The organism is Coleofasciculus sp. (genome assembly GCF_046539235.1).
Classification (GTDB): Bacteria; Cyanobacteriota; Cyanobacteriia; order Cyanobacteriales; family Coleofasciculaceae; genus Coleofasciculus.
This window is the reverse complement of record NZ_JBKHHI010000400.1, coordinates 1-6,203: the sequence shown is the minus strand read 5'-3', so window position 1 is coordinate 6,203 and position 6,203 is coordinate 1. Positions and strand designations below refer to the sequence as shown.

6 protein-coding genes are annotated in these 6,203 nt (G+C 44.6%); 2 read left to right on the top strand and 4 right to left on the bottom strand.

The window, feature by feature from the left end; translation table 11 throughout:
• The 4 genes from lgt to kaiC all read right to left on the bottom strand — a co-directional run.
• A partial coding sequence (gene lgt / locus ACLFWI_RS25195; protein WP_446415199.1) for a prolipoprotein diacylglyceryl transferase occupies positions 1 to 845 on the bottom strand: 845 nt, incomplete at its 3' end.
• Positions 846 to 909: 64 nt separating this feature from the next.
• A complete protein-coding gene (locus ACLFWI_RS25190) occupies positions 910 to 1,404 on the bottom strand; it encodes a DUF427 domain-containing protein (protein ID WP_446410492.1) in 495 nt (164 codons plus the stop codon).
• A gap of 180 nt (positions 1,405 to 1,584) precedes the next feature.
• Complete coding sequence (locus ACLFWI_RS25185) at positions 1,585 to 1,938, bottom strand: circadian clock KaiB family protein (protein WP_446410493.1); 354 nt, start codon at positions 1,936 to 1,938, stop codon at positions 1,585 to 1,587.
• A 127-nt stretch (positions 1,939 to 2,065) separates the two neighbouring features.
• Positions 2,066 to 3,769: a circadian clock protein KaiC gene (gene kaiC, locus ACLFWI_RS25180; RefSeq protein ID WP_446415198.1), complete on the bottom strand. Its 1,704-nt coding sequence runs from the start codon at positions 3,767 to 3,769 to the stop codon at positions 2,066 to 2,068.
• A gap of 279 nt (positions 3,770 to 4,048) precedes the next feature.
• Between kaiC and rlmN the strand changes: the two genes are divergently transcribed.
• Both rlmN and ACLFWI_RS25170 read left to right on the top strand, forming a co-directional pair.
• Positions 4,049 to 5,128: a 23S rRNA (adenine(2503)-C(2))-methyltransferase RlmN gene (rlmN, locus tag ACLFWI_RS25175; RefSeq protein WP_446415197.1), complete on the top strand. Its 1,080-nt coding sequence runs from the start codon at positions 4,049 to 4,051 to the stop codon at positions 5,126 to 5,128.
• Positions 5,129 to 5,215: 87 nt separating this feature from the next.
• Positions 5,216 to 5,776 carry a DUF4334 domain-containing protein gene (locus ACLFWI_RS25170; protein ID WP_446415196.1) on the top strand — a complete coding sequence of 187 codons (561 nt, stop codon included), beginning with the start codon at positions 5,216 to 5,218 and terminating at the stop codon, positions 5,774 to 5,776.
• Positions 5,777 to 6,203 lie beyond the last annotated feature (427 nt).

The following is a 6,203-nucleotide window of genomic DNA, read 5'->3' as shown; positions in this document are numbered from 1 at the left end:
GGTGGTACAACATCTGGGAGAGGACGACGGAACCAGTAGAGCCATGCTAAACCTGCCAATCCCAATAGAATTGAAACTAAACTAAAAATTTGAGCAATGCGTAAAGGTCCTACCATCAGACTATCCGTTCGTAATCCTTCAATCCAAATGCGACCTGCACTATAACCCACCAGGTAGATTAGCGCCAATGTGCCAACTTTCAGGTGCGGTTTTCGTTTCAAATCCCGAAAGAATAAGGTGATCATTAGCGCAAAAAGCAATAAATTCCACAGCGACTCATAAAGAAACGTGGGATGGAAATATTGATAATTGATGTACGCTGGAGGGCGCTGTTGGGGAGGAATATACAGTTTCCATGGTAAATTTGTGGGACTGCCAAAGGCTTCTGAATTAAAGAAATTACCCCAACGTCCAATAGCTTGCCCCAAAATCAGCGCAGGAACAACTAAATCGGCTAATAACCAAACCGATAGTTTCTGAATCCGGGCAAAAATGATTGTGGCGACAAGTCCACCCAAAATAGCACCGTGAATCGCGATACCGCCTTTCCAAATCGCAATAATATCTTCTGGGCGTTGGGCGTATTGTTCCCATTCAAACAAGACATAGTAAAGTCTGGCACAGGGAATTGCCGCAATCACCAACCAGATTGCTAAGTCAGCGATCGCGTTTGGATCAACGTTACGGCGTTTGGCTAAATATTGGGACAGACTGACTCCAATTAATACGGCTGACGCAATCAATAAACCGTACCATCGGATAGTCAATGGTCCTAACTCCACCAGAATCGGTCCTGGAGAGGCAAATTGAAACACCAAGATCAGGGAAGGTATGGCTTGCAGCATTTGGGTATAGCGGAGAGTGAATTAAAAATGGTCAATGTAGTCGCGTGAGTTCCCAGGCTCAACTTTACCATCCCATTGTTCCGGGTTCACCCTTGAATGGTCCAACAATATCCTTGGTAATCCATCCTCCGTAGAAATCCCCCGGCTGGGATTGGACTAACTCGTCATCGACATAGCAGGCGTCCATTTTACTGGCATAAAAGCTGACGTGATCTTTAATCGAGGAAAACTCTGGAGTCGGCTGAGGATAATACCAGGCGGCATTGGCAGCCCGCTTGTCACCCACCACAACGTCGGCATATCCAGCCATTCCCTTCCATTCACAAAAGCTTTTACGCCCTGTCTTCGCTAAATGTTCCAGCTTGATGTCTTCCGGTGGGATGTAATAGCAGGGAGGATGGCTGGTTTCCAATACCCGTTTTGCCCGTCGGGTATCTGCGATCGCGATCCCGTTAAAGATGACCCGAATATGCTTTGTTGTCTCCTCTAGGCGAGGAGGACGTGGGTAATCCCAGACAGATTCTTGACCAGGTTCAGGAGTAATAGGATTTGGTTTCACGGTTTAGCTGTTTTCTCTAATGAGACGGCAGATTAGATGCTGTAGGTCTATGTATGTGTTGATAATGTTACCAGTTTCTCGGCAATTTTTCTAATCAATGCTCAACCTCATCAATTCTGAGCAGTTTTATACTCCCTCAATCAATTAATCGACCTATGGCGTTGAAAATCTGTTTATTGATTAAATACTCAAGCAATTCTTAACTTTTTCCTTGTCTGTCATATCCCCAATTAAACGCTGTAAAGGAGGAGGAAGTTCTTTGATCAGAGTTGGCACAGCAAAAATCTGCTCTTTCTCTAAACGTTCTGGATTATCGTAAATGTCGATTATTTCTAGTTCATAACGCCCTTTTAGGTATTCTTCACAGAGGCTTTTTATATTTTTAACGGCTTGGATTGACTTAAAGTTATTATGGGCAATATACAAACGAAAAACGTAGGTTTCTACTTCCAATTTTTCCAGGGAATCGAAACTTACTTGGGAGTCTTCGAGGAACTCCGGCGAATTGTCCTTGTTTTTGTCGAAATTATTCATGACGATTCTATTTTGTCTCTCTATCATGCTAATCTAGTCATTGTACCGTGACTTCCTTTAAATCTGATCCGCTACAGTATTCACAATTTTTTATTAGGTATTACGTATTACTTATTGATTATTATGCTCACATTTCCTCTAGGGAATCAGAATGACGTATCTGCGCCCTTAGTCGGCGATCCTGGATTAGTGTCTTCTCCCGCAACTTCTCTTGCTGAATCATTTGCTCGATTTCTTCTTTTTGAGTTTCAAATTCAGCTTGCAGCGCTTGAATCTGAACTGCCATAATCTGGCGTTTGCGTTCGATTTCGTGTTGCTTGCGTTCAATTGTCTGTCGGCGAACTAATGCCTCTGCCTTTTCTTGCGCTTCTTGGATGGTTCGTGCGGTTCCCGCCATGACACCACTTGCTCCCAGATATACATCAACTAATTGCACTCCCGTATCTGTCAACCGAAATTCACGGACTTGATGAGAATGCTTCATGCCGCGAGACTTGAGGACATAAAGCAAGCGATTGCGTTCGCCGCTACTTTCGTCATCCCGCAACAACAACCAGGTATCCATCAATGAAGAAATACCTATATCAGTCTGTTCTAGGGGATTTCCGCCTAAGTTGAGATGGGTCAAAACCGTGGTAATTTGGTGCGTTTTAAAGAAATCAACCAGACGCATCATAAAGGATTTGATTTGCATGTAGTTGCCAATATCCGTCAAATTCGATATCGGATCGATGATAACAACAGTGGGTTTAAACTCATTAATAAAACGATGAATTTTGACTAAATGCGTCTCTAACCCATAAAAAGTGGGACGCATTGCTTGAATTTTCAATAAACCTTTTTGTATAGATGGCTCCAAATTGATGCCAATCGATCGCATATTGCGGATAATCTGGCTAGCCGATTCCTCAAAGGCAAAGTAGAGACATCGTTCTCCCCGCAAGCAAGTCGCGTTCGCGAAATGGGCGCACAGCGAACTCTTACCTGTTCCCGCCGTACCAGAAATTAGAACACTACTTCCGCGAAAATAGCCTTCACCTCCCAGCATGGTATCCAAGCGCTCAACACCTGTGGATATCCGCTGATTGGATACCTGGTAATCTAATCCCACAGAAGTGAGGGGTAATACAGAAATCCCGTCTTCTTCAATCAGGAATGGATATTCATTCGTACCGTGTCTAGAACCGCGATACTTGATAATATGTAACCGTCGGGTTGCCAGTTCATTGATAATCCGTTGATTGAGGAAGATGACACAATCAGAAACGTATTCTTCTAAACCCTGACGAGTGAGCGTATTTTGACCACTTTCACCGGTAATAATTGCTGTCACGCCTTTTTCCTTCAGCCAAAGAAACAGTCGCCGCAATTCAGAACGCACGATCGCATTATTTTGCAATCCGGTAAATAAAACCTCTAGGGTGTCTAAGACAACCCGCTTGGCGTTAATCGAGTCAATGGCATAGCCGAGACGAATAAATAAGGCTTCGAGATCATATTCGCCAGTTTCCTGGATTTGAGTGCGATCAATATGCACATAATGAATCGTCAGTTTCTTTTGAGCGGCTAATGCTGTTAAATCCCAACCGAAGGAAGCGACATTCTGCGTCAGTTCATCGGGCGACTCTTCAAAGGAAATGAAAACACCTGGTTCCTGATACTCCGTGGCACCGCGTACCAGAAATTCCATTGCCATGAGTGTCTTACCACAGCCGGCTTTGCCGCATAGTAATGTAGGACGCCCTTGAGGTAATCCACCATTGGTAATTTCGTCAAGTCCCTGGATGCCAGTTGGACATTTATTCAGCTTGGTTTGGTTTGTTTGTGTCATTTGTCATTCATCTTATGTCTTATGTCCTTTGTCAGGGTTTGAGGAATATTTACAGGACTTAATCGAGTTAGGTTTATCTATCAACCTTCTTAGAGAGAATTTGGCGATTTTAGTTGAGTCCATTTATTCTCTAGTCATTTTATCCCTACGGTTTCCTACTCCAACTCTTACTGAGGCGGTAGAATTAGATCTAGACCCGACTGCCTCAATCTCACCTCTATTCCCGCTAATGTTCTTGACAAAATAAACAATCTGTGAAATACAAGAATCATCAGACTTATGATTTATCCCGTCACCCCTTCCTCCCATTCCCCCGTATCCCCAGAAAATAGTCAGTTAGATGGAACCAATGCGCCGCTACTAGGGGCAAGTTTGGCTGAGTTAACCCAGTGGGTACAACAGCAAGGACAACCTGCCTATCGGGGACGCCAGCTTCATAACTGGATTTATCAAAAAGGGGCGCGACGCCTTAGTGAGATTTCAGTCTTTTCCCAGTCATGGCGGCAAGCCTTAGTTGATGTCCCCATTGGTCGTTCTACTCTACATTATCGCTCTCAGGCTCCCGATCGCACGGTCAAATATTTGCTGCGGTTGGCAGATGGTAATATTATCGAAACCGTCGGGATTCCCACTGCTAATCGGTTAACGGTTTGCGTCTCCTCCCAAGTCGGTTGTCCCATGGCCTGTGACTTTTGTGCGACGGGGAAAGGCGGATTTACCCGGAATCTCCACCGTCATGAGATTGTTGATCAAGTTTTGACGGTTCAGGAGGATTTTGGGCAACGGGTGAGTAATGTTGTATTTATGGGCATGGGAGAACCCTTACTGAATTTAGACGAGGTTCTGGCGGCTGTATTATGCCTCAATCAGGATATTGGCATTGGTATGCGATCGCTGACGATCTCCACCGTAGGCATTCGCGATCGCATCCGTCAACTGGCAGAACACAAACTGCAATTGACATTTGCTGTCAGTCTCCATGCTTCTAATCAGCAACTACGCGAACAACTGATTCCCAGTGCTAAACGCTATCCGTTAGCTGATTTATTACAGGAATGTCGGGATTATGTCAAGATAACTGGACGCCGAGTCACCTTTGAATATATTCTATTGGCAGGACTAAATGACCAACCCGAACATGGAATAGAATTAGCTCAACACCTACGCGGATTTCAGAGTCACGTTAATTTAATTCCCTACAATCCGATTAGCGAAGTGGATTATCAGCGTCCTAGCCCCCGTAGAATTCAAGCCTTTGTTGAGGCATTAGAACAGCATAACATTGCCGTCAGTGTGCGTCGTTCTCGCGGTTTAGAAAAAGACGCCGCCTGTGGACAATTAAGGGCTTCGACGGTTTGATAAAAGAAAGGTAGAGGCAAGAGGACTTCAGGGTAGGAGACAGGCTAAACAACTCGCGATCGCCACCATTACACAATCCTTAAAAACATGCAAACAGTAGAAAGCTGCCAGTCGGTTCTGAACGCAGGGAAAACGACAACCGAAACAGCGTTACAATTATTTGACGCTCTCGAACCCGTGGATTTAGACTTTATGATTGGTCGTTGGCAAGGCTCTGGACTTCATACCGATCACCATCTGGATGGCTTCTTAGAAACATTGAATTGGTATGGAAAAGAATTTGTTGATCCTGAGACAGTTCACCCATTGTTATTTTTAGATAGCCAGGGAAATTTTTTTAAGGTTGCGCCCAATCCCACAGCAATTAACGTACTTTTTAATTTGCCAATTCTCAAAAATGACTCTCTGAAACCTTGGCTAAGCTTGACGAATTCCTTACTGAAACCCTTTGTGAAAACTGAGGAAAGTCAAGCCCGACTCCGAATGATAGACTATCGAGGAAAAGTCAGTGCCACGATGATCTATGATCATTTGCCAATTAATGACTCGTTTCGGAAAGTAGATGACAATACTGTGTTAGGAATTATGGATTTGAAACGCTCACCCCAACCGTTCTTTTTTGTGCTTAAGCGCAGTGTCACCCATTAATAATATAGCAATCGCCATAGCGGTTAGGACGCATCATTTTATAGGTTAGTTAAAACTTATGTCCAGAAACCGTAGGGGCGCACAGACGTGCGCCCGATTCAATGGTAAGATCTGTTCCACCATTTTAGCTGTGCCACGCCAGTAGGTTCTTACTTTTGGTCGGGATCGGGAAAACCTCTCTGGAAAACCTCTCTCCGAACCTCTCCCTAGCCCTCTCCTACAAGGAGAGGGAAGCGGAATATATTTTTTTATTTGGAGAGACTTTGAATTCTCCCCCTTTCGTGCAATAGCGAAGCATCCCCCAGCTCCCCCTGCTGACACACCGAGCGTGTTACCGAGCGTGTTACTGAGCGTGTTACTGAGCGTGTTACTGAGCGTGTTACTGAGCGAAGTCGAAGTAAGCGATGCCCTGAGCTTGTCGAAGGGT

What these genes read in the sequence shown, in the direction of transcription:
- ACLFWI_RS25185 (WP_446410493.1), bottom strand. Translation starts at nt 1,938, where the DNA reads ATGAATAATTTCGACAAAAACAAGGACAATTCGCCGGAGTTCCTCGAA.
- kaiC (WP_446415198.1), bottom strand. Translation starts at nt 3,769, where the DNA reads ATGACACAAACAAACCAAACCAAGCTGAATAAATGTCCAACTGGCATC.
- rlmN (WP_446415197.1), top strand. Translation starts at nt 4,049, where the DNA reads ATGATTTATCCCGTCACCCCTTCCTCCCATTCCCCCGTATCCCCAGAA.
- ACLFWI_RS25170 (WP_446415196.1), top strand. Translation starts at nt 5,216, where the DNA reads ATGCAAACAGTAGAAAGCTGCCAGTCGGTTCTGAACGCAGGGAAAACG.